This is a genomic window from Vibrio sp. 1978 (assembly GCF_033344345.1).
Window position 1 is genome coordinate 1 of the sequence record NZ_JAWPOP010000450.1, and the last position, 706, is coordinate 706.

Consider the following 706-nt stretch of genomic DNA (forward strand, 5'->3'; position numbering starts at 1 on the left):
ATATTCGGGTTAATTACCCCTTTGATTAAGTCATGGGAAATCGCGGACGAAATCGCCAGCAATAGACCCGCTGCGGTTGATAGTGCTGCCGCTAGACCACCCGCTGCGACCAGTGCGATAACCCAGTTAGGTAGTTTCGCGATCTCAGGGTTAGCCAGTACCATGATGTCGTTATCAACTTTCAGTTCGTTAGTTGCAGCATCTGATGTGTAGTTGATGTTTCCATCACCGTTCTTATCATCAAAGCCTAGCAGACCCGTTTTCTCCCAGTTTTTGAACCAAGTAGGACGTTCGTCATAAGCCAAGTGTTGGCCCGGCGCTGGGTTAACGGTATCCATTAGGTTTAGACGTGCCATTGCTGATACTGCTGGAGCCGTTGTGTATAGGATAGCGATGAACACAAGTGCCCAACCTGCAGAGGTACGTGCATCACGCACCTTCGGTACAGTGAAGAAACGGATGATTACGTGTGGCAGACCTGCAGTACCGATCATCAGTGACATGGTGTAAACGAACATGTTTAGCGTGTCACCGCGGACTTGAGTGGTGTATTCACTAAAGCCGAGCTCCGTCACCACTTGGTCGAGCCGATCCAACAGATAGACATCGGTGCCGGCCATGGTACTGCCGAGCCCTATTTGTGGAATTGGATTGCCGGTAAGCTGCAGAGAGATAAAGATTGCAGGAATAGTGTAAGCCAAAATGA

The 706-nt window shown here is 49.6% G+C and carries 1 protein-coding gene; it reads right to left on the minus strand.

Features of this window, described 5'->3' with window-relative positions; translation table 11 throughout:
* Positions 1 to 706: VC_2705 family sodium/solute symporter (locus R8N49_RS27165; protein ID WP_318190456.1), on the minus strand; the 706-nt coding region annotated here is incomplete at both ends.